The sequence below is a fragment of the Carnobacterium sp. 1290_CSPC genome, assembly GCF_001053265.1.
Lineage (GTDB): Bacteria > Bacillota > Bacilli > Lactobacillales > Aerococcaceae > Aerococcus > Aerococcus urinaeequi.
In genome coordinates this window covers 24,896-49,374 of the sequence record NZ_JVVG01000071.1, presented here as the reverse complement: position 1 = coordinate 49,374, position 24,479 = coordinate 24,896, and the positions used below count along the sequence as shown (strand labels likewise).

General features: G+C 37.6%; 25 protein-coding genes, 1 pseudogene and 1 riboswitch. Of the genes and pseudogenes, 21 read left to right on the top strand and 5 right to left on the bottom strand.

All coding sequences use genetic code 11. The features are described 5' to 3' along the window. Positions 1 to 59 precede the first annotated feature (59 nt). The 5 genes from AC973_RS06415 to mgtA all read left to right on the top strand — a co-directional run bounded on the left by AC973_RS06415 (position 60) and on the right by mgtA (position 8,262). Entirely contained in the window at positions 60 to 1,184 is a 1,125-nt protein-coding gene (locus AC973_RS06415) for a CamS family sex pheromone protein (protein WP_048728821.1), read from the top strand. A gap of 290 nt (positions 1,185 to 1,474) precedes the next feature. Continuing rightward, entirely contained in the window at positions 1,475 to 1,780 is a 306-nt protein-coding gene (gene gatC, locus AC973_RS06410) for an Asp-tRNA(Asn)/Glu-tRNA(Gln) amidotransferase subunit GatC (protein WP_016897919.1), read from the top strand. Further along, the gene (gene gatA / locus AC973_RS06405; RefSeq protein ID WP_048728820.1) at positions 1,780 to 3,234 is read left to right on the top strand and encodes an Asp-tRNA(Asn)/Glu-tRNA(Gln) amidotransferase subunit GatA; all 1,455 of its coding nucleotides are present in this window, start codon (positions 1,780 to 1,782) and stop codon (positions 3,232 to 3,234) included. The genes gatC and gatA overlap by 1 nt, the downstream gene beginning before the upstream one ends. A gap of 15 nt (positions 3,235 to 3,249) precedes the next feature. Then, positions 3,250 to 4,677 carry an Asp-tRNA(Asn)/Glu-tRNA(Gln) amidotransferase subunit GatB gene (gene gatB / locus AC973_RS06400; protein ID WP_048728816.1) on the top strand — a complete coding sequence of 476 codons (1,428 nt, stop codon included), beginning with the start codon at positions 3,250 to 3,252 and terminating at the stop codon, positions 4,675 to 4,677. A gap of 493 nt (positions 4,678 to 5,170) precedes the next feature. Further along, positions 5,171 to 5,338, top strand: a riboswitch (M-box (ykoK) riboswitch). Positions 5,339 to 5,616: 278 nt separating this feature from the next. Further along, on the top strand, positions 5,617 to 8,262 hold the full coding sequence (mgtA, locus tag AC973_RS06395) for a magnesium-translocating P-type ATPase (RefSeq protein WP_107069906.1): 2,646 nt from the start codon (positions 5,617 to 5,619) through the stop codon (positions 8,260 to 8,262). 68 nt (positions 8,263 to 8,330) lie between these two features. Here the strand turns inward: mgtA and AC973_RS06390 are convergent, their stop codons facing one another. Together AC973_RS06390 and AC973_RS06385 are read right to left on the bottom strand one after the other, a co-directional pair. Then, positions 8,331 to 8,897, bottom strand: a complete 567-nt coding sequence (locus AC973_RS06390) for a hypothetical protein (protein ID WP_048728813.1) — start codon at positions 8,895 to 8,897, stop codon at positions 8,331 to 8,333. A 109-nt stretch (positions 8,898 to 9,006) separates the two neighbouring features. After that, positions 9,007 to 9,540, bottom strand: a complete 534-nt coding sequence (locus AC973_RS06385) for a transcription repressor NadR (RefSeq protein ID WP_048728810.1) — start codon at positions 9,538 to 9,540, stop codon at positions 9,007 to 9,009. Positions 9,541 to 9,724: 184 nt separating this feature from the next. Here AC973_RS06385 and AC973_RS06380 point away from each other — a divergent pair, with 184 nt between their 5' ends. From AC973_RS06380 to rlmD, 3 genes are all read left to right on the top strand, one after another. Beyond that, on the top strand, positions 9,725 to 10,198 hold the full coding sequence (locus tag AC973_RS06380) for an S-ribosylhomocysteine lyase (RefSeq protein ID WP_048728807.1): 474 nt from the start codon (positions 9,725 to 9,727) through the stop codon (positions 10,196 to 10,198). Between the two features lie 10 nt (positions 10,199 to 10,208). Next, positions 10,209 to 11,345 (top strand): ArgE/DapE family deacylase, encoded by a 1,137-nt coding sequence (locus AC973_RS06375; protein WP_048728804.1) that lies wholly within the window; start codon positions 10,209 to 10,211, stop codon positions 11,343 to 11,345. Positions 11,346 to 11,606: 261 nt separating this feature from the next. Beyond that, positions 11,607 to 12,992 (top strand): 23S rRNA (uracil(1939)-C(5))-methyltransferase RlmD, encoded by a 1,386-nt coding sequence (rlmD, locus tag AC973_RS06370; protein WP_225968946.1) that lies wholly within the window; start codon positions 11,607 to 11,609, stop codon positions 12,990 to 12,992. Positions 12,993 to 12,997: 5 nt separating this feature from the next. Here rlmD and AC973_RS06365 read toward each other — a convergent pair whose 3' ends face one another. From AC973_RS06365 to AC973_RS06355, 3 genes are all read right to left on the bottom strand, one after another. Then, positions 12,998 to 14,440, bottom strand: a complete 1,443-nt coding sequence (locus tag AC973_RS06365) for a recombinase family protein (RefSeq protein ID WP_048728801.1) — start codon at positions 14,438 to 14,440, stop codon at positions 12,998 to 13,000. Between the two features lie 140 nt (positions 14,441 to 14,580). After that, a complete protein-coding gene (locus tag AC973_RS06360; RefSeq protein WP_048728798.1) occupies positions 14,581 to 15,186 on the bottom strand; it encodes a hypothetical protein in 606 nt (201 codons plus the stop codon). A 91-nt stretch (positions 15,187 to 15,277) separates the two neighbouring features. Next, a complete protein-coding gene (locus tag AC973_RS06355) occupies positions 15,278 to 15,994 on the bottom strand; it encodes a helix-turn-helix domain-containing protein (RefSeq protein ID WP_048728794.1) in 717 nt (238 codons plus the stop codon). 195 nt (positions 15,995 to 16,189) lie between these two features. Here AC973_RS06355 and AC973_RS06350 point away from each other — a divergent pair, with 195 nt between their 5' ends. The 13 genes and pseudogenes from AC973_RS06350 (at position 16,190) to AC973_RS06290 (ending at position 24,479) form a co-directional block, all read left to right on the top strand. After that, positions 16,190 to 16,411 (top strand): helix-turn-helix transcriptional regulator, encoded by a 222-nt coding sequence (locus AC973_RS06350; RefSeq protein WP_048728791.1) that lies wholly within the window; start codon positions 16,190 to 16,192, stop codon positions 16,409 to 16,411. Between the two features lie 15 nt (positions 16,412 to 16,426). Further along, entirely contained in the window at positions 16,427 to 16,546 is a 120-nt protein-coding gene (locus AC973_RS10200; RefSeq protein ID WP_414629573.1) for a BOW99_gp33 family protein, read from the top strand. Further along, positions 16,543 to 17,250, top strand: a complete 708-nt coding sequence (locus tag AC973_RS06345; protein ID WP_048728788.1) for a Rha family transcriptional regulator — start codon at positions 16,543 to 16,545, stop codon at positions 17,248 to 17,250. The genes AC973_RS10200 and AC973_RS06345 overlap by 4 nt, the downstream gene beginning before the upstream one ends. Positions 17,251 to 17,453: 203 nt before the next feature. After that, the gene (locus tag AC973_RS06335) at positions 17,454 to 17,645 is read left to right on the top strand and encodes a hypothetical protein (RefSeq protein WP_048728781.1); all 192 of its coding nucleotides are present in this window, start codon (positions 17,454 to 17,456) and stop codon (positions 17,643 to 17,645) included. 56 nt (positions 17,646 to 17,701) lie between these two features. Then, complete coding sequence (locus tag AC973_RS06330) at positions 17,702 to 19,720, top strand: AAA family ATPase (RefSeq protein WP_048728779.1); 2,019 nt, start codon at positions 17,702 to 17,704, stop codon at positions 19,718 to 19,720. A gap of 13 nt (positions 19,721 to 19,733) precedes the next feature. Beyond that, positions 19,734 to 20,666: a recombinase RecT gene (locus tag AC973_RS06325; RefSeq protein WP_065419871.1), complete on the top strand. Its 933-nt coding sequence runs from the start codon at positions 19,734 to 19,736 to the stop codon at positions 20,664 to 20,666. Positions 20,667 to 20,668: 2 nt separating this feature from the next. Next, positions 20,669 to 21,367 carry an MBL fold metallo-hydrolase gene (locus AC973_RS06320; RefSeq protein WP_048728775.1) on the top strand — a complete coding sequence of 233 codons (699 nt, stop codon included), beginning with the start codon at positions 20,669 to 20,671 and terminating at the stop codon, positions 21,365 to 21,367. 26 nt (positions 21,368 to 21,393) lie between these two features. Further along, positions 21,394 to 22,095: pseudogene (locus tag AC973_RS09720) on the top strand (DnaD domain-containing protein); the annotation flags it as partial. A gap of 217 nt (positions 22,096 to 22,312) precedes the next feature. Beyond that, entirely contained in the window at positions 22,313 to 22,765 is a 453-nt protein-coding gene (locus tag AC973_RS06310; protein ID WP_048728772.1) for a hypothetical protein, read from the top strand. Continuing rightward, entirely contained in the window at positions 22,752 to 23,144 is a 393-nt protein-coding gene (locus AC973_RS06305) for a RusA family crossover junction endodeoxyribonuclease (RefSeq protein WP_349675143.1), read from the top strand. The genes AC973_RS06310 and AC973_RS06305 overlap by 14 nt, the downstream gene beginning before the upstream one ends. Beyond that, the gene (locus tag AC973_RS06300) at positions 23,141 to 23,434 is read left to right on the top strand and encodes a hypothetical protein (protein ID WP_048728770.1); all 294 of its coding nucleotides are present in this window, start codon (positions 23,141 to 23,143) and stop codon (positions 23,432 to 23,434) included. The genes AC973_RS06305 and AC973_RS06300 overlap by 4 nt, the downstream gene beginning before the upstream one ends. Then, positions 23,431 to 23,925 (top strand): single-stranded DNA-binding protein, encoded by a 495-nt coding sequence (ssb, locus tag AC973_RS06295; RefSeq protein WP_048728767.1) that lies wholly within the window; start codon positions 23,431 to 23,433, stop codon positions 23,923 to 23,925. Before AC973_RS06300 ends, ssb begins: the two co-directional genes overlap by 4 nt. 11 nt (positions 23,926 to 23,936) lie before the next feature. Next, complete coding sequence (locus AC973_RS06290; protein WP_048728763.1) at positions 23,937 to 24,479, top strand: helix-turn-helix domain-containing protein; 543 nt, start codon at positions 23,937 to 23,939, stop codon at positions 24,477 to 24,479.

Below are 24,479 nucleotides of genomic sequence, written 5' to 3'. Positions count from 1 at the left end.
CCAGAAGAAAAACGCGGACTTGTGATTGGGGAGAATACCAAGTTAAGAAAGGGAATGTCGTGTTGAAAATAAAAAAATTCAAAACATTATCCATATTATTGGTGGCGACGTTGGCCCTAGCAGCCTGTCAAAACGACCAAGCCGATTCCACTGAATCAGCGGGTTCAGCCAGCCAATCTTCATCTAGTAGTGAAGAACAACAAACAAGCCAATTGTCGACAGAATACTACTCGTCATACATTAGTGACGGCACTTACCAAACCAATTCTGCTTCAGGCATTACAGCGGGGGCGTCTTCACAAGCCAATGCGGAGAATTTAGAGCGCGGTTTGTATGACCTAGCCAAGAACATTTTTTCCACTGAAGACTACTCGCTCCAAGAAGGACAAGTCATCGGCGAGGATCAGACCTTGGCTTACTTAACAGCCCAATCGGACGAAAATCCAGATGGCCTAAATCCGTCCGGTTATGCATCGACCACTTTGGAAGGGTTTGAACCCCGCTATTTAAACACCCTTATGGAATACGATTTCGTTGACCAGGACGGGAATATCGCAGGGATTTCAATCGGTTTAGGGATGAACCATTCAGATACCTTCGCCTCTGATTCAGACAGCGAAGAAGTAGAAATTACATCCGAAGAGCGAATCGAACAAGGGAAGCAAATGGCTGAAACCATCGTCGCTGATATTCGTGAAAACGAAGCTTACGCAGACATTCCGATCCATGTAGCCATCTTTGAAAACGAAGAGTCTGGTGATTTAGGAGGCGGAACCTTCTCAACTGATGCCGTTTCATCAAGCGGCAACTCATTCGGTGACTGGTCCACTTATAATCAAGACTTCGTTGTTTATGACGTAGACGATGCACCAAATGAAGAAGATACTGTATCCTTCACCCGTTTCCGTGACCAAATCCAGTCCTTCTACCCTCAACTATCAGGTTTATCAGGGGTAGGATACTATCAAGATAACGAACTGCAAAACGTTAATATTGTAATCAATAGTCAGTTTGATGGTTATAGTGAAGTTATTGCCTTGTCTCAGCAAGCAATTTCAACTGCTAGCTCAGTATTCAATAACAATATTGAGATTCAAATTCAAGTAGTGACCGCTGACGGTGTACGCGCCTTATTGACGAGAAATAAAGATTCAGACACCTTTGACTATGTATTAGTCGATTAACATGTGTGATGTTTTGTGACATATCAATCTATTTTTCTTATTTGAAAATGGGGTTGTCAGCTGTTTGCTAGCTGACAGCAATAGGAAAAATGAGCAAATCGATAGGCAAGTTTTAGTATAAAAACTTGTCTATTGCCATTTATAAGCGATTTTTAACGATAGAAGATTAAAATTATAAAAAAGCTACTCATGTAACCTTAATTTACATTGTTGACTTGAGCGGTTTGTGCTAAAATAAAACAGGTAAAATAAGGCGAAAACTAAGCTGAAGAATGAAGGAGGAACCCGTTATGTCAATTTCTGAAGAAGAAGTTAAACGGATTGCTAAATTAGCTAAATTCAAGGTTGAAGATGAAGATGTCGTTCACTTTACTGAAGAATTTGGGAATATTTTAAATATGATTGAAGAATTACAAGAAATCGATACTACAGATGTAGCGCCTATGTTTTGGGCAGTCGATTTTGAAAACGTGATGCGCGAAGATAAAGTTGTGAAAATGCAAACGCGTGATGAATTATTTATCAACGCCAAAACAACAGTCGATGGCTTTATCGAAGTGCCATCAATTATTGATACAGATGGAGGCGACGCTTAATGGAAAAATTTACAGATACAATTCGCTCATTAAATGAGAAATTAGTAGCAGGCCAAGTGACATCTGTTGAACTAGTGGAAGAAGCTATCCGACGCATTAAAGCAGACAATGACGTTATTAACGCTGTGATCACATTAGACGAAGAAAATGCTTTAGCTAAAGCCAAAGCATCTGACGAAAAAGGTTACTCCTCTGACCGACCATTACAAGGAATTCCGATTGGATTAAAAGACAATATCTTAACAAACGGTGTCACAACTACAGCAGCATCTAAAATGCTAGCTGACTTTGTACCAATTTATGATGCAACAGTTACTGAAAAATTAGCTGCAGCAGGTGCGATTAATATTGCCAAATTAAACATGGATGAATTCGCCATGGGTGGTTCAAATGAAACGTCTTATTTCGGCCCAGTTCGCAATCCATTTGATACAGACCGAGTACCAGGCGGTTCTTCAGGTGGTTCAGCAGCCGCTGTTTCAGCTGGCCAAGTGATGGCAACATTAGGTACCGATACAGGTGGTTCAATCCGTCAACCTGCGGCATACAACGGTATTGTAGGAATGAAACCTACTTACGGTCGTGTGTCACGTTGGGGTGTTATTTCTTTTGCTTCTTCATTAGACCAAGTTGGGCCAATGACTCGTACAGTTGAAGATAATGCGATTATGTTAGAAGCAATTGCTGGTTACGATGACCATGATTCAACCTCAGCAAACATTGAAGTGCCTAACTATGCGGCCTCTATGAAAGATGGCGTTCAAGGGTTAACAGTTGGTGTACCGGTAGAGTTCTTCGGTGACTCAGTTGATGATCAAGTGAAAGAACAAGTACGCGCATCAATCAAGCAATTAGAAAATGCTGGTGCAACTATTAAAGAAATCAGCTTCGAAAACTTGAAATATGGTATTCCAGTTTACTATATCATTGCCTCTGCAGAAGCATCTTCAAACTTACAACGCTATGATGGTATCCGCTATGGTTACCGCGCAGAAAACTTCAATGATCTAGAAGAATTGTATGTCAATACAAGAACTGAAGGTTTTGGTGACGAGGTTAAACGTCGTTTAATGACAGGTACATTCTCTATCGCATCAGAAAACTTCGACGAATACTTCATGAAAGCTGCTAAAGTACGTATGTTAATTAAAGAAGCCTTCGACAACATCTTCTCTGAAGTTGATTTAATCGTCTCGCCAGTAACTACTGGTACAGCATTTAAATTAGGCGAGAAAAATGACGATCCAATCGAAATGTACATGGCTGACTTATTAACAGTTCCTGTAAACTTAGCTGGACTACCTGGTTTATCAATGCCTGTTGGTTTTGACGACAAAGGTCTACCAATTGGTTTACAAATCATCGGTAACCGTTTCGAAGAAGAAAAAATTTACCGTGCAGCTTATGCTGTTGAACAAGTAAACGACGCTTATACTAAACATCCAGCAGAGTAAGAGGGAGGAAATCGCATGAATTACGAAACAGTCATTGGACTTGAAGTCCATGTCGAATTAAAAACAGAATCAAAAATGTTCTCTCCATCTGCCGCTCACTTTGGAGCAGAACCTAACACAAATACAAACGTTATTGACTTCGGTTACCCTGGTGTCTTACCAAAAATGAACCGTCGCGGTATTGAATTCGCTATTAAAGCGGCCTTAGCCTTAAACTGTGAAATCAATCCAGTACAACACTTCGACCGTAAAAACTACTTTTACCCAGATAATCCAAAAGCCTTCCAAACAACACAGTTATGGCAACCAATTGGTGAAAATGGTTGGATTGAAATTGAAGTAAACGGCGAAACGAAAAAAATCCGTATCGAACGTCTTCACTTAGAAGAAGATGCAGGTAAAAACATCCACGGTGCTGGCGACTCACTAGTTGACTTGAACCGTCAAGGTACGCCTTTATTAGAAATCGTATCTGAAGCTGACATGCGTTCACCAGAAGAAGCTTATGCTTACTTAGAAAAAATCCGTGAAATCATCCGTTTCACAGGCGTTTCTGATGTAAAAATGGAAGAAGGGTCAATGCGTTGTGACGCCAACATTTCTTTACGTCCTTACGGTCAAAAAGAATTTGGTACGAAAAACGAATTGAAAAACTTGAACTCATTCAACTATGTTCGTAAAGGTCTTGCTTACGAAGAAAAACGTCAAGCACAAGTCTTAAACGCAGGTGGCGTAATTGAACAAGCGACTCGTCGTTACGATGAAAACACTGGTAAAACACAATTAATGCGTGTAAAAGAAGGGGCAGCGGATTATCGTTACTTCCCAGAACCAGACCTACCGCCATTTACAGTAGCTGATGCTTGGTTAGAAGAAATTCAAGCGACCCTACCAGAAATGCCAGCTGATCGTCGTAAACGTTATGTAGATACTTACGAATTACCTGAATATGACGCTCAAATCTTAACACAAACCTTAGAAATGTCTGATTTCTTTGATGCTGCAGTGAAAGCTGGCGCTGATCCGAAACAAGCTTCTAACTGGTTAATGGGTGAAGTGAATGCTTACATGAACGACAATGAAAAAGACTTAGACCAAATCGGTTTAACACCTGAATCATTGGCAGAAATGATTGGCTTGATTGAAGATGGAACCATCTCAAGTAAACAAGCGAAGAAAGTATTCAAAGCCTTAGCAGATAAAGGTGGTTCTGCTAAAGAGGTTGTTGAAGCTGAAGGGTTAGTTCAATTGTCTGATCCAGCACAATTATTACCATTGATTACTGAAATCCTTGATAACAACCAACAATCAATTGGCGACTACAAAGCTGGTAAGAAGAAAGCGACTGGTTTCTTAGTTGGTCAAATTATGAAAGCGACTAAAGGTCAAGCGAACCCACAAGTTGTTAATCAATTATTAACAGAAGAATTAGATAAACGCTAATTTTGAACAAAGATAAAACATGTCTGGTCCACCAAGTCGGTGAATCGGACATGTTTTTTTATTGTTAGTAAATGAATCGCAAAGTCTCTTGTTTACACTTACCCTCAAATACTCTGATATGGTCAGTTACCCTTTTTAACTGTTAAGGCATGCTAGGTAGTTCTAGGCTCAATCTTGCAAACCTATCTCACATACCTGAATAATTTAATGACCAACTTTAAAATCTACTATTTTTTAATCCGGATGGTAATATAAATTGGAAGCTTAAGATATATAATTGCCTAAAATTGGGGTAAAGCTAATTACGGTTAAAAAGTAAATATTGGCTATTTTTCCTAGCAAGTGCAGGGGTTTGACTGGGTAGGTTCAGGTAGAACAATTCGTAAAATTAACTAGTAAATATAAGCTAACAAAGGCTTGATACAAATCCAAGCTTTCTCTATGACTTGACAATGACCGTTAATGTTCGTATGCTTATAGGTGTTGAAAAGAGAATATGATTTGTTAGGCAGAGGCTCCTATACAAACACAGGCTACTGCCCAGAAACGTCCAGAGACGCCAATGGGTATAACAGGATCATCCGAATAGAAGGAATTTCTAACGTAGCTAACAGGAATGTTTACGTTGTATAGTGCTAAAACTCCACGAAAAGATCACGTAACAAAAATAGGTGTATACCCATTTTTGTTGTGGATATTTAGAGTAGGCTCTCGCTAATTTTAGTGGGGGCTTTTTATATTGCGACAAATCTTCATTTTAACAGGTATAAAATGAGGAGGTATTTTTATGGTAAAAAGGTGTATCATTTCTTAGTTGTTTTTATCATTCATTCAATGGTTAAAGACTTTCTTTGCATCCTTTCCAGAACATTAGGTGGCTGATTACAGTTTAGACTAATGTGAGGAAGTAGCATCGTGTGAAAGAAAGGATTGAATACAATGATGAATAACAGAGATAAATTAGGTTACTTTGAACTAGCTAGTAAACCTATTTTAGAAATAAAAGAAATTTTTAAAGTAAAAGTAGACGGATTTAAAGAAAACGAAGCAAATCAAATTAGAAATGAATACGGCGATAATGAAATAGATTATGGTACAGAGAAAAGTTTATGGCGCTATATCTTTGAGGCTTATTTCACGCCATTTACACTCGTATTATTAAGTTTAGCTTTGATTTCATTTTTAACAGACTATGTATTTGTAGAAGCTGCTGAACGGGAAATTCTAGGACCAATTATTATTGTGGTGTTAATTATCTTAAGTGGTACCATGTCTTTGATTCAAACTATCCGTTCAAATCAATCTGTAGAAGCATTAGAATCTATGGTCGAAGTGACATCGGCAGTTAAGAGGGAAGGTCAGTACCAAGAAATTAGAACGGAAGATATCGTAATCGGTGACTCAGTTCGGTTAAAAGCTGGGGATATGATTCCAGCGGATATTCGTTTACTAAACAGTAAAGATTTATTCGTATCTCAGACTTCATTAACAGGTGAAAGTCACCCTGTTGAGAAACGCGCACTGGATGAAATAGAGGAACCTACTACTGAAACAGATTATGCTACCCTAGTATTTACTGGAAGTGAAGTAGTGAGCGGTGTCGGTGAAGGTGTGGTGGTAAGAACCGGGAATAATACATTATTCGGTGGTATTGCGGATGCCTTTGCCAATGAACCTATCAAAACAAGTTTTGATGAAGGTATTGAAAAGACGTCACTATTATTAATTTGCTTTATGGGTTTGATGGCAGTGATTGTGATCCTCATTAACGGTTTAACAAAAGGTGATTGGTTACAAGCTTTACTATTTGGTATTTCCATTGCGGTAGGTTTAACGCCTGAAATGTTACCAATGATTGTGACAACAAACCTAGTTAAGGGTGCTAAAGATATGAAAAAAGAGGGTACGATTGTACGGAACCTTCAAGGAATACAAAACTTTGGTGCTATTGACGTATTAGTGACAGATAAAACGGGTACCTTAACACAAGATAATATTGTGCTGCAACACCATCTAAATATTGATGGGGAAGAAAGTGAACGTGTATTACGCCATGCTTATTTAAATAGCTATTATCAAACTGGTTTAGGTAACCTTATGGATAAAGCGATTATTCAAGCAGGTGAAGATGAATTAGCATGTGAAAAACTCGCTTATACAAAAGTAGATGAAATTCCTTTTGACTTCGAGCGTAGAAGACTGAGTGTAGTGGTTGAAGACCAAGCGGGTAAAACGCAAATGATCACTAAGGGTGCGATCGAAGAAATGTTGGCTGTATCATCTTACGTGGACTATGCGAGTGAAATACTTGAGTTGACAGACCAAGTGCGAGAAAAAGTATTAGCTCAAGTTGCTAAATTAAATAGCCAAGGATTACGTGTACTAGGCGTTGCCCAAAAAACAAACCCTAGTCCTGTAGATGCTTTCTCAGTAAAAGATGAAAGTGAAATGGTGCTTATTGGGTATTTAGCCTTCCTAGATCCACCAAAACCATCGACTAAGGCAGCTATTAAAGCTTTAAATGATCATGCAGTTAATGTGAAAATTATGACAGGTGATAACGAACTAGTGACGGTATCTGTAGCTGAGCAAGTAGGTATTCCTACAGATCACATTATTTCAGGTGATCAATTAGTGGATAAAACAGATCAAGAGCTAGGAGAAATTGCTGAAAAACACAGCTTATTTGTAAAATTAAATCCAACGCAAAAATCAACTTTAGTGACGATTCTAAGAGAAAATGGTCATGTGGTAGGGTTTCTAGGTGACGGGATTAATGATTCGCCAGCACTAAGAGCAGCTGATGTGGGCATTTCTGTGGATAACGCAGTGGATATTGCTAAAGAATCAGCAGATATCATTTTGCTAGAAAAAGACTTAATGATTCTTGAAAAAGGGATTCTAGCAGGACGAAAAGTATTTGGTAATACCATGAAGTATATCAAAGCGACTACTTCATCTAACTTTGGGAATGTATTCTCAGTACTGATTGCTAGTATCTTCTTACCATTCTTACCAATGCTACCTATTCAATTGCTGTTCTTAGGTTTAATTTATGAAATTGCGTCAATGTCATTACCATGGGACGATATAGATAAAGAATATTTACACCTACCTAAAAAATGGGCAGCTTCTTCCATTCAAAAATTTATGGTATGGTTTGGTCCAACAAGTTCCATTTTTGATGTCACGACATTTATCGTTACATTTTTCCTTATAGCACCAAGTATTGCTGGTGGACAATTTGTAAACTTAAACGAAGGTCAACGAGATTTATTTATCGCGATCTTTCAATCTAGTTGGTTTGTGCTTTCCTTATGGACACAAACGCTTGTTTTGTATACTTTACGCACACCAAAAATCCCATTTATTCAAAGTCGACCATCAAAAGTAGTACTTTCAATTACAGGTATTGGTATCTTAATCGGTTCATTTGCACCTTATACAGGGTTAGGTCACGCACTTGGCTTAGCTGCATTACCAATCCATTTCTGGGGGTTATTAGCCGTAACAGTCGTTTTGTATTTGATATTAGTACAAATCGTGAAACATATCTATGTGAAACGTCATGGCGAATTACTATAATGGCAGCTATTGATATTTGGAAAATAGCAAGAAAAAAGAGAGCGGCTGCTCTCTTTTTTGTGTCAATTTTATAAAGCTACCTGAGCAAAACCAAGGTGTGCGCGTTTTTCGATGGCTTTGGTAATTTGATAGGCAATTTCAAAGTCAATCATTCCATGGATCAAGGTACCGATACCGACTAAAACAATTAAAGTATACATGAAACCATCTGATGGTGGGACTACGCCAGCCGTAGTCAAAGCATATACAATCGCCACTTCGCCAAGACCGTGGATGGTGTTGATCACGCAGTTAAAGGCTGTTCTTGAGCCAATTTTTACCAGGGTATTTGGTGCTTTTCTTAGGTAATAAGCGCCTAAAGTTGCGAAAATTAAGTGAGTAAGGGCACGAGCCACGATAATGATTGGGAAACCTGCCATTAGAAAACCGATAGTAGTGCCGACTGCGACAATAGCTGCTGTTGAAGGCTTTCTAAACATGGACATGTCAACAGGGACATGAGAACCTAAGGTAAAAGAGGCAGGTCCAATGACGACTTTAAAGGGCATAATTAATGGAATAAAGATCCCAATAGCGGTAAGTAAACCAGTGATAGTTAAATTTTGTGTGCGCTTAGACACTTGATTCCTTTGCATGATAATTTCCTCCCAAATTTGTTGAGTTCATCATACGCAAAATTCCTTTAGGTGTCAAGACAGGTGTAAAGACTGACGGGGAAAATAATCTAAACTTTGAAAGTGTAAACTAAATACTTTCGTCTAATAAAATGCCAACAGCTTTTAAGTCGGCTTTAATGGCTTCAAATGTGGCTTCATCAGACGTTGTAATAGTGTGCAGGTGGATGCCGTTGGTTAAAGAAGAGAGCATGGTGCCAGTGGACTTATCCATAGCTGTTTGGAATTCCTTTATATCTTCTTGATTTTTGATTTGTAAGCTAGCTTTTAAAATACCGTAATAAGGGTGGTCTACCTCAACATTTTCAACGAAGCCACCATGGTTAATGATAATAGTTAATTCCTCAATAGCTTGGTCAGCTAAATGTTGGCAGACGATTTTGCCTCGGTAGCGACTTTCATCCACGCTTGTTGCCTTATCGGCTAAGAGATAACCTTGGTTACTGGCAATGATGTCATGGTGACTAGCCCGTAAAATAGCGACATCTCCTACAATAATTTGGCGGCTTACACCAAATTCTTTGGCAAGGCTAGTCGCCTTAAGGGGTGTTGTGGCTTGGTTCAATGTTTGTATGAGTAAGTCTCGTCGTTGGGTTGCTTTCATGGTGGGGCCTCCTTTAGATCTTTCGTTGATTATAGCATAGGTTTTCATCTGGCTACCAACAAGCTGGAGTTACGCACTCTTCCGGTAAGGGATGATCTCGATGTCTTTGAAAGCTTGACAATTAATGATAAGATAATAAGGAAGTTTTAACTTAAATTCAATACAAAATGATAAGGAGATAATTATGGCAAAAGTAGAAAGTTTTACCTTAGATCATGATGCAGTAAAAGCACCGTATGTGCGTGTTGCAGGTGCTGAGACAGGTGCGTTGGGGGACAAATTAAGCAAGTTTGATATCCGCTTTGTGCAACCAAACCAAGATTCCATTCCAACAAGTGCCATTCATACTTTAGAGCACTTATTGGCGGCTTATACGCGCGATTATTTAGAAGGGGTTATCGATATCTCACCAATGGGCTGTCGTACTGGCTTCTACATGATTGTTTGGGGAACACCATCAGTTGAGGAAGTGGCAACAGCCATGACAAAAGTATTGAATGATGTCTTAGCGGCTAAATGGTCAGATGTGCAAGGGACAGAACGCGTTGAATGTGGTAACTTCCGTGATCATTCACTATGGGGTGCGCAACAGTATGCAAAAGACGTTTTAGAAGCAGGGTTCTCAGTAGATCCATTCGAGCGTAAAGTCTTTAATTAGGGAGGTTTCTATGGATAAACAAGAGAAAATTAAAATTCTACAAGATGTCATCCAATTAGAAACACCAAACGGTAATGAAGAAATTGTCGCCCTATATTACAAGAACTTACTTGAAGCACATGGTATCGAATCGGAATTGATTCAATATGCGGATGGTCGTGTTAACTTGGTAGCAGAATTAAAAGGTCAAGAAGATGGGAAGATTTTAGCCGTATCAGGCCATATGGATGTGGTAGATGCTGGAAATCCTGACTTATGGACATACCCACCATATGGTGCTGAAATTCATGATGGTGTAATGTACGGTCGTGGGACAACTGATATGAAAGCTGGTTTAACGGCTTTAATTATCGCCATGATCGAATTAAAAGAATCAGGCCAAGTCTTTAGTGGGACAGTTCGTTTACTAGCTTGTGTTGGAGAAGAAATCGGTATGCTTGGGTCTAAACAATTAACTGACCTAGGTTATACAGAAGATATTGACGGCATGATTATCGCCGAACCATCAACTCCTTACTACAACACCAAACACAAGGGGTCAATCCAATATCAAGTCATTGCCCACGGACGTGCTGCCCATTCCTCTACACCGGAAAAAGGGGTTAACACCATTCAGCTGATTAACGATTTTATCAACAAGACCAATGTTAAGATTGATGAAGCGGCTGCGACAGCTGAAAACGATATGTTAGGTAAAATGTTGAATGTCTTCACCATGATTGAAGGGGGCAACCAAATCAACTCAGTCCCTGAATATACAGTCCTATCAGGAAATGCACGGACAATTCCTGAAGTAGGCAATGACGTTGTGGTTGGCATTTTCAATGACGTGATTGAAGATATTAACGCTAACGGTCAAGGTATGTTAGAATTGAACTTGTTACAAAACAACCAATATGCAGATGGAGATAATGATTCTGTATTAGTAGATTTAATTAAGGTAGAAGATCCACAAGCGGAAAACCGCGGGTTAAGTGGTGCTACTGATGGGTCTAACTTTACCAATGTAGATCACAAATTTGACTTTGTTATTTATGGACCAGGTAGGATTGATAGCGCTCATACCATAGACGAATCTATTGAAGTGGACCAATACTTAGCCTTCATCGATAAGTATGTGAACATATATAAAGGATACTTGAAGTAATCCTTTGGCTTTAAGTGTAAAATTCACTTAGATTATGAACCAAGAACATTGAATTTGGTAACAGAATGGATAAGCATAATGACACCTGTTTTGGCGATAAGATTGATACACTCATTTATTTGATGGGTTAAGAAAAACATTATAAAAAATATTTGATTAGTAACGCTGGCACTTGGGTGTTGGCGTTTTGTTGTTTTCTCAAGTATTTCAAGGGTATACATGGTAAAATGGTGGAGACAATGAAAAAGGATGATGATAAATATGAAACAAAAATATACAACGCCGATTCAAAAGAATGAATCTTTTGAGGGGACAATTGAAGACCTTACTTTCCAAGGATTAGGTGTGGTTAAAGTGGATGGTTATCCACTATTCGTAGAGGATGCTTTACCAGGTGAAGTGGGGACAATTAAGGCCATTTCTGTGGGTAAAAAGTTTGGCTATGGAAAAATGATGGAGCGAACAGTGGATTCACCGGACCGGGTAGACATTGTGGATAAGGTATCAAGCCAAGTGGGTACAATGCCACTACAACATATGACTTATGAAGCCCAACTTGCATTCAAACAAAAACAAGTGGAGAATGCTTTTAGTCGTTTTGGTCTAGCTGAAGGACGCGAAGTATTGGCTACTGTAGGTTCTGAAGATACTTTTAAATACCGTAATAAAGCGCAAATTCCTATCGGTATTGATAATGAAGGACAATTATATTCAGGCTTTTACCGGAAAAATTCTCATGAGATTATCCCTGTGGAAGACTTTAAAATCCAATTACCAGGCATTGATGAAGCCATCGCAAGTATTGTGGATATCTTTAACCAACATGGGTTAAAAGGTTATGATGAAGGGAAACACTCAGGATTAATCCGTAATATTGTCATTCGTAAGGGTTACTATACAAACGAGATGATGGTCATTATTGTAATTAACGGAAAAGATTTACCGAATGAAGACCAAATTGTAAATGAAATTGTTGAAAAATTACCAGAAGTTGTGTCTATTGTCTTGAGTTCGAATACTAAACAAACAAATGTCGTGATGTCAGGCAAACCACGTGTGGTATACGGTGTAGACAAATACGAAGATAAAATGTTTGATTTTACCTTTGATATTTCAAGTAGATCATTCTTCCAAATCAATACCCCTCAAGCGGAAAAATTATATCAATTGGCGATTGATGCGGCTGATCTAACAGGTGAGGAAACAGTAGTAGATGCCTACTGTGGTATTGGGACAATTACTTTGTCATTAGCGAAAAAGGCCAAACATGTATACGGGGTAGAAGTGGTAGGCGACGCTGTAAAAATGGCCAAAAATAATGCAGCTAAAAATTATATTAATAATGTCCATTTTGAAACAGGACAAGCTGAAACAGTTATGGGTGAATGGGTTAAAGCGGGTATTCAACCGGATGTCGTTGTTGTTGACCCACCACGTAAAGGCTTAGATGATACTTTCATCGAATCAACAATTGAAGCTAACCCAGAAAAGATTGTCTATGTTTCGTGCAATCCAACAACTATGGCACGAGACATCGCAAAATTCGTAGAAGCAGGGTATGACTTCGAGCAAGTTCAACCATTAGATATGTTCCCACAAACTTGGCACGTTGAAGCGACCTGTCGCCTAGTCAAAACTAAAAAATAAAAAGCTTATACAAAAGCCCAGTTAATAATGATATCCTCGCCATCTATTTCAATACTATCTATAAGAGAGTGTACAAGCTCTCTTTTTTTTATTAGGTCATCACTTTCTAATATCTCGCTAGCTTCTACTAAAAGCTTCTCAGCTTCATCTTGACTTAGGTTAGGTGTATCATCTGATTCAGTTACCTCTAACTCGTCCGTAAGCGCTTGTTTCTCGCTATTTAGCTTATCCATCCTAGTTAGCACGTCATCAACTGACGATGTTCCCATTTGATACAGGTCTAACAACCTCTCAACTTGCTTGTCTATCTCTTTGATGCGTGTTTCTATCGCAGCATTGCTGTTTTCTTTTTCAGGCTTATCTGATTCAATTTCTTTAATTAAAGTTGGGTCAAAAGCTAGTTTGTTAATTTCATCAAAAATAATCCTATCAAGGTCAACTGTTGCATAAGATTTATTCTTACAATTTGGGTCTATGATCATGTTCTTGGCACTTTTAGCCCTACTATAACAAGTATAATAAGGTCTATACTTACGGTTTTCGCCACGCCCTGAATAATTACCTTTGGCGAAATATCTAGCACCGCAATGATTACAGTAAACCAACCCTGTCAGTACATGTTTCGCTTGAAATGGGCGCTTTTTATTTTTGCCATCACCTTTATTCCAACTAATTTCATTGTAGCGTTTGACCGACTTATTAAATGTATCTTCATCAATAATAGCCTCATGCTTACCTTCGTATAGCTCGCCTTTCCATTCAATCTTGCCTGTGTAGATTGGTTGAGTTAAAGCGTTTCTTACAGTGGAGTGATTTACCCAACTACCATGTTTCGTTGTATATTTTTCTCGCATCATCTTTTGAATTCTAGCAATCGGCAAGCCTTTTTGAAATAACTCATGTACTTTTTTTACTTGCATAGCTTCATATTCATTAATTTGCAAGTAACCATCTATATAGTCATAGCCAATTGGATCATATCCACCGCCATGCCAAAAGCCTTCTCTAGCTCTTGCATCCAAGCCCATCTGCATACGTTCACGAATCTGTTCACGTTCTAATTGAGCGAATACCGATAAAATCCCAATCATTGCCCGTCCAAACGGGGTAGACGTGTCAAAGTTTTCACTCATACTAACAAATTCCACGTTATTTTTTAAAAACTCATCTTCAATTAGCAGCAGTGTATCCTTTTGAGACCGTGACAGTCTATCAAGTTTGTAGACCACTACCGCATTTACTTTCTTATTCTTTATATCTATTAGCATTTGTTTTAATGCGGGGCGTTCAGTATTCGCACCACTAAAACCGCCATCGGTATATACCTTGTAAACAGTCCATCCCTTAGCTGTACAGTAGGCTTTTAATCGTTCTTCCTGCTCACCTACTGAATAACCTTCATTAGCTTGTTCTTGCGTACTTACACGTACATATAACGCCGTTCTCATGTATATTTCAACTCCTATTTGTGTTAAAATTGGAGTACACAAAAAGCACACTTTTAGTGCGTTATTTTGTGACTTTCCATTGCCTTACCCTAGTGCTCGCCAAAGTCAAAGGGTAGGGCTTTTCTATTTACTTTTTTTACCTATTCAGCGCTAAAGAAAGCATCTGTCATACCATCAGTATATTTCAAAAGAATATCTTCTCCAATAGGTGCTACAATTGCGTATGATCCAGTTGTTTCACCGCCCGCATAGATTTCTGTAGCTACAATTTCGTTAGGTGTAAAGGCATATTCATTTTGCTGAACTTCTGCACCAGTAGAATCCACTGCAACGAAACCACTAATTAAGTATGGGACATCTGCATTATCAGAGTTATAAACGACATCGGCATCGAATATTACCCATTCTTGTCCTTCTGGTGCTTCAGCGTTAAATTCATTCCACTCAACTAATTGATTATAAGCTTCTTCTCCACGAACTAAATTAGATAGAGTGATATCTAGCGTACCTTCAACAGTGTTCGATTCATCATCAAACGCCGTTGTTTCAACAGTACCAGTTTCGCCAAAAGGCACAGGGTTTGAACGTTTGCCTAATTCAGAGGTAGAGTTATCTTGCTCAGAGGTTTCACTTGAAGCTTCATCAGTAGATGCGCTTGCATCTGATGGTGCCGATTCTTGTTCATTTGTACTGCCACATGCTGCTAGAGCAATTGCAGCTAAACCAACTAAAAATAATTTCTTCATAATTAAATTCCTTTCTTCTTCCAACACATGTTATAGTATCTTTGTACCCAGTAAGTCCTATCTCAAATCCCAACTTGAGATAGGGCTATTTTTATAAAACGACAGTTCCAATTACCTTAATATCATTAAATTCTCTAAATAGTAAATCTTCATATTTCTCATTTAGAGATACAAGTCTTAGCTTATCATCTTCTATATAAGCTTTCTTCAAGTAACTTTCCCCGTCAATAATAAATGCGCCAATCTGGCCACTTCTTAGCTGAGAATAATCATCTAATTTCTTTATAAACACGATTTCCTTATCTTTAAACATCGGTTGCATCGAGTCTCCGTTAACTTTTAAAACAATATCATAATGTTGTTCTGGCACAATTTCAGCGGGAATATTGATCGTTTCTTCTATATCTTCCACAAGCATTTCACCAGTACCAGCGGATAAGTATCCTCGCAAAGTTTCTTGAATATACTTTTTATTTTTGTAGCCATTTATTTGAACGACTTTATTTTGTTCTTTAAGTTGTTCACTAGCAAAGGAATAGACTTTCTTTTGACGTTTTGGTTCTAATTTATTGTATATTGTTGTAATTTCAAATTCATTTTCTACATTAGGGAAGAAAGTATTTATACTTACATTAAATATTTCGGCTAACTGAAATAGTACATCTTGATTAGTTTTTCTACTACCGCTTTCATACCTACTAATAGTTTGTCTTGTAGTCCCCATTTTTTCGGCCAAATCATCTTGTGTCATAAATCTTTCTTCTCTTAAAGATTTTATCTTTTGGCCAGTATATTTACTTAAGTCCATTTTTTTATAACCCCTTTCTTAAAATTATTATACCACTAATGTAACCGTATTGGAACTATTTTAGGTATAAAAATAAAACAAATGAAAACAATAAAAAACTTTTGGTACCTTTTGTTGACATGTAACCAAATTGGTGCTATATTAATCGTGTAACCAAATTGGTAACAAATAGATACGGAAAGGAGTGAACGTTTTATGCAAATTCTTTTGTACAACTTAAGAAAGCAAGCAAATAAATCGCAACAAGATATGGCTGACTTATTACATATAACAAGAACCAATTACGGCCAAAAGGAAAGAGGCCAATTACCTTTTTCTCAAGATGAAATGTTTGAAATTTCCTATTACTTTGGACTTAACATGGAAAAAATTTTTTTACCTCGAAGTTACCAAATTGGTAACAAAGAAAAAATATAGTTAGGGGTGTTCATAATGGTGATACATATCATGGCTGACGGAACGAAACGCCAGAGCGTGGAAGGTTACATAGTAAAGCTAAATGAGCGGACAGAAAAGGCATACAAGCTGTTAGCAAAGGAGAATAGAAAATGAACAACTTAGTAATTATGAAAGATAAACAGGCAGTAACTACTAGCCTGCAGGTAGCTGAAAATTTTGAGAAACAACACGGTCACATTTTGAGAGATATTCAAAATCTTAAGAAAGATGTATCCAATTTTGGAGAGATGTTTTTTGAAATAGTCACACCAGATGCTTATGGAAGAGATAGAAAAGCGTACTACTTAAACCGAGATGGTTTCACATTGTTGGCAATGGGCTTCACTGGTAAGAAAGCATTGCAATTCAAACTAGCATACATAAAAGCTTTTAATGAAATGGAAAACTATATCGAGACTCAACAACTACCGATGACGGCAGAAGACATCATGATTGCCACATTAGAAACTCAAAAAGAGTTAAAGAAACAGATTTCAAACGTTTCTAGTGATGTTGAGGGATTGAAAAAAGAGATTGATCTGAGTCGTAACCAAAAAGCTAGACTATCTAAATTGGTACGTAAAAATGCCATGCAGGCAGTTGGTGGGAAGAAGTCACAAGCTTATGAAAAGTTTTATAAAAAGGCTATTGCTGAACACTGGCGAGAAATTAAAAACTATTTTGGTGTTGCTAGTTATGAAGAAATTCCAAAATTGAGATTTGAGGAAGCGATGGAACTAGCAGAAATGTGGCAGCCGTCAATGGAATTGGCTTTTGAGATTATGAAAGCTGACAAACAAACGAGATTAGAGGTGTAAAGAATGAATTATTCAAGTAAGAAGTTTCTATATTGGTCATTCGTGACAGTAGCATATTTCATCGGTTGGGCATCAGCGATGGAATTTAATTATAACGATTTGATCGTAACGCTATTGTTTTGGGCAATGGTAGGAAATGCATATAAGACCTATCAATATGCAAAGACGGCAGATTTATTTATATGGATTGAGGAGGACTAAATGTGAAAACAAGAGCAATTGATTGGATCAAAGAGCAGCGTCAACAACAGATTGAAATATCAGTGAAAGCATATGCTGAAAGTGGCGATGTGGTGCATTTAGAAGATATCGAAGCAATCAATGAGCATTATGACGATATTTTAAAAGACTTACATACGGCACCTATGGTTCTCAAGGCACAAAATTATTCATAAAAAAAGCACCTACTGCAATAGGCGCTAAATAATACTAAAGTTAAGGAGAGTATACCATGCAAATTAAATTATTAAAAATGACAATTCGAAATTTCAAAGGCATTCAAGCTTACGAGTTAACACCAGAGGGTGAAACAGTAAATGTTCAAGGCGATAACGGTACAGGTAAGACAACGCTGTATGATGCATTCTTATGGGCTTTGTTTGGTAAAAACTCAGCAGACCAATCAGATAGCAAATTTGACTGGAAGCCACTTGATAGCCAAGGGAATGAATTACACCACCTAGAGACAGAGGTAGAAATCACCCTAGACATCGATGGCCAAGAAAAGAAACTAAGTCGAATGATTTCAGAAAACTGGACTAAAAAACGTGGATCTATCGAAGAAACGTTTTCTGGCCACAAGACAACTTTCAAAATTGATGATTTGTCAGTTAAGAAGAAAGAATATACCGAATATTTAGATGACTTAATTGGTGAAGAACGCTTTAAGTTATTAACCAACGTTAACTACTTCCCAGAAGTGCTTGACTGGAAGAAACGTCGTGAAGTCCTAATTGAAATGGTTGGAGATATTACCGATGCAGATATTATTGCTTCAAATAGCGATTTAAAGCCACTTACAGGACTTTTAAAGGGCAAGTCAGCAGAAGAACTAATGAAGCTAACTAAACAGCAAATGAAGCAAGCTAATGACGATATCAAGGCATTACCGAGCCGAATTGATGAAGTGGATAGAAGTTTGCCTGACTTAACTGGCTTAGATAGGAAACAGCTGCATGCTGATGAATCAGCTAAAGAACAACTAATCAGTCAGTACCAAGAAGATATCGCAAATATCAAGAATGGCGATGGTCAAAGTAAGTTGAAAAATGACTTGGCCAATAAGCAACTCGAATATCGTGAAGCACTTGCTAACTACAACGATAAGCAGAAAGAAGAAGTTTCTGGATTTGAAGAGATGCTGCAAGCTAAGCAAACTGAAAAAAATGAGTTAGCAATGCAGTTAACAGAGGCTAACAACAAGTTACAACAAGCTAACTTTAACCTTGAAAATGTCACAAAAGAGATTGAAGCCACAACAGCAGAAAAAGACCGCTTATCTAAACAATTCTTTGAGGTCAGAGATGAAGTAATGCCTAGCTTTGATGAACATCGAACAACATGTAAGATGTGTGGCCAAGAATTACCTGCTGATCAAATTGAAGAAATTAGAGCAAACTATCAAAAAGAAGTAGAAGAATTTAATCAAGATAAAGCTACAAAGCTTGAAGATATCCAAGTAAAAGGTAAAGAAAAAGCCATGAAAATCAAGGATCTCGAAGAAATGGTTGAAGCATTTGAAAAACAGAAATTGGATATCAACAGTGCAATTGGAAAGCTTGAAAAAGGTATTGCTGATTTAGATGAATCTATTGCCCAAATTCAAACAGAAATCAAATCTATTAAAGATGACCAAACACCGTTTGAAGATACTGAACTTGGTCAAAAGCTAACTAAAGAAGGTAAAGACATTCAAGCCAAAATCGATGCGGGTGATGCTAACCATGAAGATGATATCGAGTTATTAAACGAGAAAATCGACATCGTTAAGGCTGAATTACTCCTTATAAATGATGACCTATATAAGTTCACTACATATGCTAATCAATATAAACGTAAACAAGAGCTTATCGATAGCGAGAAAGAGATTTCAGCACACTATGGCCAACTAGAGACTCAACTTTACTTATTAGAAGAGTTTACAAGAGCAAAAGTTAATCTATTGACTGATGCAATCAACGACAAGTTTAAATTTGTGCAGTTCAAGCTTTTTGAAGAAAACATAAATGGTGGTTTAGAGGAAATCTGTGAGCCAACCGTTGACGGTAATAACTATTCAACAGGATTAAATAACGCAGCACGAATTAACGCAGGGTTAGACATCATTAATACATTGATGGGCTACTACAACACCAAAGTGCCAGTATTCATTGATAATGCAGAAGGTATTAACGAAATTATCGATATTGACACGCAACTGATTACTCTATCAGTTTCAAAACATAAAAATCTAAACGTAACGACTTTATAGGAGGCAAAGCAATATGACAAACCAACTAGTTAATCAAAATAATTCAGTTCAAGGACTACTTAAAAACCCCGCCATTCAAAAGAAATTCAATGACGTATTAAAAGATAAATCAAACAGTTTCACTTCAAGCTTAATCAGTTTAGTAAACGGTGATGGAAATCTTTCTGACTCAGAACCTATGAGTATCGTCGCTAGTGCGATGCAAGCAGCTCAATTAGACTTACCAATCGAAAAACAATTCGGATTTGCCTATATTGTCCCATTCAATGCTAAGAACAAACAAACGGGACAATGGGAGAAAAAAGCACAATTCATGCTTGGATATCGTGGATATATCCAGTTAGCACAGCGCTCAGGGCAATACCAATCAATTAATGTAATCAGTGTATATGATGGCCAACTAGAAAGTTGGAATCCACTTACTGAACAAGCAAAATTCGATCCTGACAATCAAATTAGTGATGAAGTTGTTGGCTATATTGGTTACTTTAAACTGCTGAACGGATTTGAGAAAACCACTTACTGGACTAAAGAGCAAGTTGAAAAGCACCGTATTGAAAACAACAAAGGAAAAGACAAGCGGAAGCTTACAGGTGTATGGGCATCAAACTATGATGCTATGGCGCAAAAAACAGTGCTTAGAAACCTTTTAAGCAAGTGGGGTATCTTATCCATCGAAATGCAACAAGGGGTGCTAGCAGACGATACAGTTAGCGATATCGATAATGATGGACAAATCCAACGAGTAGATGTGACTGAGTCTGTTGACGATGTACAAGTAGAGATTAATCAAAATGCTAACACAGAAGAATTAGACTTCAACCAGTCAGAAGATCCATTCCCAATCCAAGAAGAACAGAAAGCACCTAAATCAAACAACATCAAACCAAAGACCGAAACTACACCAGCAAGTAAAGGCTTTGAAGATATTGAACCTGGTTTCTAATCATGCTAGAAATTAAAACATTTGGCTCAAGCTCAAATGGTAACTGTTACTTGTTGAAAGACGGTGACAGCTACCTATTGCTTGAAGCTGGCATACAACCAAAAAGAATGCAACTAGATTGGTCAAAGATTGAGGGGGTATTGATAAGCCATGAACACCAAGACCACGCAAAGTATGCAAAAGAAATCATTAAGCGAACAGGAGCAGATTTATATTGCTCAGAAGGTACGAGCAGCGTACTCAGAGGTGTACCAAGCCATAGAATCCATGTGGCCAGTAGTAAAAGAAGCTTTAATATCGGTGGTTGGAAAATTATGCCGTTTGACGTTGAACACGATGCTAAAGAGCCTTTGGGTTTCCTCATCGAAACGCCTACTAAGCGGAGAGTACTGTTTGCAACGGACACCTATTATATTCGATATAAATTTACTGGCATCACTCATCTAATGATTGAGTGCAACTATGATCTAGACATTTTAGAAGATAACTTCTTATCTAGAAAAATAGATAAAAAGCAGCGTTTAAGAATCATTACAAGTCACTTTGAATTAAGTAATGTGAAGCAATTTCTAAAAGTTAATGATTTATCAAAGTTGCAAGAAGTACATTTACTGCATCTAAGTGACAGAAATTCAGATGCAGAGCAGTTTAAACGAGAAATACAGGCGATTGTTGGAGTTCCAACATACATAGCAGAGTAGGAGGTAGTTAAGTGGCAAATAGGAGAATGTTCGCAAAGACAATTATTGATAGTGATGTATTTCTGGATATGCCGCTATCAACCCAGGCGCTATATTTTCATTTAAGTATGAGGGCGGATGATGACGGTTTTATCAATAATCCTAAGAAAATATCACGAATGATTGGGTGTGCTGAAGACGATTTGAAATTACTCATTGCTAAAAAGTTCCTGCTGCATTTTGAAAGTGGTGTAGTAGTAATCAAACATTGGCTAATTCATAACCAATTAAGAAAAGATCGTTATACACCTACTAATTACCAAGATGAGTTCAAGCAGCTAGAGAAAAAAGAAAATGGATCATACCGAAAAAGTGAGGAAAATAGCGTCCCAACAAGGATTGACGTAACGCCAAAACCAAATGCCAACCAGTTGGCAACCACGTGGAAACCAATTGGCAACCAAATGGAAACCCAGGTAAGTATAGGTAAGGATAGTCTAGTTAAGGAAAGTAAAGACAAGGACAGTCAAGAAGAAAATGTCGTCATCGGTGCCATTGATTTTTACCAACAAAATTTTGGTGTCTTGAATCCTTACACCAGTCAACAAATAGTTGATGCGATAGATACCTTTAACGATGACATTGTCATCAAAGCTATGCAGATAGCACTAGACAACAATGCACGTAACTATAACTATGTTCGAGCCATATTGAAAAAGTGGTACGAAAACAATGCGACAACCATTGAGGATATTGATGCGCTAGAACTTGAACACAAAAATAAACAGGCTAAAAAGTCTTATAACAAACCACAGAAAGAATCTGTAGCACCTAAATGGCTAAGTAGTGATCAACGACAAAAGAAATATCAAGGTGATGTGGAAGCAGACGCACAAAAAGAGATGACTGATGACGAATTAGCAGCAATTGAGGAATTAAAAAAATCAGTATTAAGGGGAGAATAAAATGGCAAAAATCATGATTAGCTCAACAGCAGGAAAAGTAACTTTTGAAGCAGAAGAAATTACGCAAAGAAAGGTAATGCTGCTATTAAAGTTAATTGGCACTCAAGATGAGCCGACTGCAACCACTGACACAAAAGCTTTTGAAGAATATTTTGTTCCAGAAACAGAAAAAGAAGAAACGGAACATGACAAAAATTGGTACGAATATGGCGATTCGGTAAAAGTGGCGATTGATTGCCCTGCGTGTAAGACAAAAAGACAAGTTTATGGTCGATATGGAAATCGCTATACAAAATGCCCAGATTGTTTCACAAAATTACACAATGACCCCGCCACAGTTGAAGGCTTTGGAGTGAAAGACGATGAAGGTAATTTCTATTCAGCTAATTCTATTCACTACACAGATGATGAACAAAGAGAGTTAAAGAAGGTGCTTGGTAATGATGGCGAATAAAGAAATCATCATTCCTTACGAATTAATGGACCTGAATACTTATATCAACAATAACAGGGCTAATCGCATGAAAGGTGCTAAATCAAAACGAGCCTATACAAGGTTATGCGCGTTGTCAGTTAAAGCAGCAATTAACCAAGGTCTTGAAATCAAAGAAGATGAAATGCCTATTGATTTGCATTTTAAATGGTATGTGCCAAATAGGAAAAAAGATAAGGATAATATCGCCTTTGGTAAGAAGTTCATTTTGGACGGCATGCTGAAGGCTGGATTAATTGAAAATGATGGTTGGAAGCAGATAGGAAATTTTACAGATACGTTTGTAGTGGATAAAGAGAATCCGAGGGTAGTAGTGGAAATCAAAGGAGCAAACGAATGACAAAGATCAAAATCAACGAAAAGTATCGCATTGAAGTTGACCGGTACAACTACACATTAGTTGAAACTATTAAATACGTGAACAAAAAAGGCGAAGCTGATGAACGTGACAAACCACTTGGGTATTATCCATCATTAGAAAATGCACTTGTAGCTTTAAGCCGTTTAATGACGGTTAGAGAGCGAGAAACATATTCGCTAGACGAATACATTATCCAATCAATTGAATGCTCAAAAACAATACGTAACAGCCTTAAATTGAATGTTAAGGACTTGGAGGAACTAAAATGATGAATTCGGTGCAATTAATAGGCAGATTAACTAAAGATATAGATTTGAGATACACACAATCAGGTACAGCAGTCGGATCGTTCAATTTAGCAGTGGAACGAAACTTTAAAAATGCAGACGGAGAACGCGAAACAGACTTTATTCGTTGCCAGATTTGGCGAAAGGCAGCGGAAAATCTAGAAAAATTTACAAGTAAAGGCTCTTTGATTGGTATCGAGGGGAGTGTTCAGACTCGGAACTATGAAAATAACCAAGGCCAAAGAGTTTATGTGACTGAAATTAACGTAGACAACTTTACTTTGCTAGAAAGCAAGAAAGATAGCCAAAATAATAATGCTAGTGGCACTCAAAATAACGACAAGGGTGAATACAACCAACAAACACAAAACACCGAACAGGGGCAGTATGGAGCAAATAACGCTATTCAGTTTGGTGGGTTTGCGAATCAACAAAATAACATCAACGTCACAGATGATCAGTTACCGTTTTAGGAGGATAGAATATGAATTACTTATCAACTAGAGATTTATACAAATTACTGTCTTTTGAATTTGACATGACCCAAACCAAAATGCGTGAAGATTGCGAAGTAAGGATGTTCCTATGGCATAAAGACGAAGATATTAAGGATATGCTACCTAAAATTGACAAAGGATTAGCCCAGCTTTTTGGAGCTGACTATCGTAGTCCAGAAAATATCAGAAAATATGAGCGACACAGAGACATTGCACGCGATATTGACCCGAATATAATCGCTAAATATCGGGTTGAAAACGGCTATAGCATTAGTAAACTAGCAAGTTTAGCAGACATACCATACGAAACTGTCCGCAAAATAGAAAATTCAATTTCAGAGATTTCATCTTGGAGACAATATCAGAATTTAGCAGCGATTATTGGCAATGATTTATTAAAAGCTGATAGCAAGTATAAAGAGCGAAAAGACAAAAATCGCAAACCTAAAAAGCAATCAATAACATTCAAAAATATTGCGCAAAGAGGTTCAAAACTGAGTTGGGAAATGGGACATAAGGTAGTTTATTAG

Bases quoted from the DNA above. Each gene is read 5' to 3' on its own strand.
- gatC (WP_016897919.1), top strand. From the start codon at position 1,475: ATGTCAATTTCTGAAGAAGAAGTTAAACGGATTGCTAAATTAGCTAAA.
- gatA (WP_048728820.1), top strand. From the start codon at position 1,780: ATGGAAAAATTTACAGATACAATTCGCTCATTAAATGAGAAATTAGTA.
- gatB (WP_048728816.1), top strand. From the start codon at position 3,250: ATGAATTACGAAACAGTCATTGGACTTGAAGTCCATGTCGAATTAAAA.
- mgtA (WP_107069906.1), top strand. From the start codon at position 5,617: ATGATGAATAACAGAGATAAATTAGGTTACTTTGAACTAGCTAGTAAA.
- AC973_RS06390 (WP_048728813.1), bottom strand. From the start codon at position 8,897: ATGCAAAGGAATCAAGTGTCTAAGCGCACACAAAATTTAACTATCACT.
- AC973_RS06385 (WP_048728810.1), bottom strand. From the start codon at position 9,540: ATGAAAGCAACCCAACGACGAGACTTACTCATACAAACATTGAACCAA.
- AC973_RS06380 (WP_048728807.1), top strand. From the start codon at position 9,725: ATGGCAAAAGTAGAAAGTTTTACCTTAGATCATGATGCAGTAAAAGCA.
- AC973_RS06375 (WP_048728804.1), top strand. From the start codon at position 10,209: ATGGATAAACAAGAGAAAATTAAAATTCTACAAGATGTCATCCAATTA.
- rlmD (WP_225968946.1), top strand. From the start codon at position 11,607: ATGAAACAAAAATATACAACGCCGATTCAAAAGAATGAATCTTTTGAG.
- AC973_RS06365 (WP_048728801.1), bottom strand. From the start codon at position 14,440: ATGAGAACGGCGTTATATGTACGTGTAAGTACGCAAGAACAAGCTAAT.
- AC973_RS06360 (WP_048728798.1), bottom strand. From the start codon at position 15,186: ATGAAGAAATTATTTTTAGTTGGTTTAGCTGCAATTGCTCTAGCAGCA.
- AC973_RS06355 (WP_048728794.1), bottom strand. From the start codon at position 15,994: ATGGACTTAAGTAAATATACTGGCCAAAAGATAAAATCTTTAAGAGAA.
- AC973_RS06350 (WP_048728791.1), top strand. From the start codon at position 16,190: ATGCAAATTCTTTTGTACAACTTAAGAAAGCAAGCAAATAAATCGCAA.
- AC973_RS10200 (WP_414629573.1), top strand. From the start codon at position 16,427: ATGGTGATACATATCATGGCTGACGGAACGAAACGCCAGAGCGTGGAA.
- AC973_RS06345 (WP_048728788.1), top strand. From the start codon at position 16,543: ATGAACAACTTAGTAATTATGAAAGATAAACAGGCAGTAACTACTAGC.
- AC973_RS06330 (WP_048728779.1), top strand. From the start codon at position 17,702: ATGCAAATTAAATTATTAAAAATGACAATTCGAAATTTCAAAGGCATT.
- AC973_RS06325 (WP_065419871.1), top strand. From the start codon at position 19,734: ATGACAAACCAACTAGTTAATCAAAATAATTCAGTTCAAGGACTACTT.
- AC973_RS06320 (WP_048728775.1), top strand. From the start codon at position 20,669: ATGCTAGAAATTAAAACATTTGGCTCAAGCTCAAATGGTAACTGTTAC.
- AC973_RS06310 (WP_048728772.1), top strand. From the start codon at position 22,313: ATGGCAAAAATCATGATTAGCTCAACAGCAGGAAAAGTAACTTTTGAA.
- AC973_RS06305 (WP_349675143.1), top strand. From the start codon at position 22,752: ATGATGGCGAATAAAGAAATCATCATTCCTTACGAATTAATGGACCTG.
- AC973_RS06300 (WP_048728770.1), top strand. From the start codon at position 23,141: ATGACAAAGATCAAAATCAACGAAAAGTATCGCATTGAAGTTGACCGG.
- ssb (WP_048728767.1), top strand. From the start codon at position 23,431: ATGATGAATTCGGTGCAATTAATAGGCAGATTAACTAAAGATATAGAT.
- AC973_RS06290 (WP_048728763.1), top strand. From the start codon at position 23,937: ATGAATTACTTATCAACTAGAGATTTATACAAATTACTGTCTTTTGAA.